Below are 409 nucleotides of genomic sequence, written 5' to 3'. Positions count from 1 at the left end.
CGGCTACCCCCATTCGCAACCCACCGAACAGGAGAAACAACCATGATAAAAACCGTATTGGCCTTAAGCTTATCCGCCCTAGTGGCCGGCTGCACTTTTAAAGGGTTCAAACTGCCGCCCGATGCTTCATTGGATTGGGAATTATGTAATGAAAACCAGATCTATCCTGACATCAATACGCCGCCCAGTGCTTCCAGGGAACAACGGGATAGAATGCTTAAACAAATTTTGGCCAAAATGGCCAAACAAGATAAGGATATGCACTCCTGCGGCTACGATCCCATCGGCGGCGGCGACCGGGAAGCCGATGCCTGCGTGCGTAAAAAAGGCTGGTATGTGTGGCGGAACGATATTTTTCCCAAAAACAAAATCTACGAGCAATGCCAGCACGACTAGGCTGCTTTCCGCG

At 50.4% G+C, this 409-nt stretch carries 1 protein-coding gene; it reads left to right on the top strand.

Annotation, left to right across the window (positions count from 1 at the left end):
- Positions 1-396, top strand: a 396-nt coding sequence (locus MB824_RS05030) for a hypothetical protein (RefSeq protein WP_238746478.1), incomplete at its 5' end; no start/stop codon positions are given.
- Positions 397-409: the final 13 nt, after the last annotated feature.

This window comes from Kingella pumchi (assembly GCF_022288825.1).
GTDB lineage: Bacteria > Pseudomonadota > Gammaproteobacteria > Burkholderiales > Neisseriaceae > Kingella_D > Kingella_D pumchi.
Note: the sequence above shows the minus strand (reverse complement) of the source record. Positions and strands in the feature narration are given on the sequence as shown.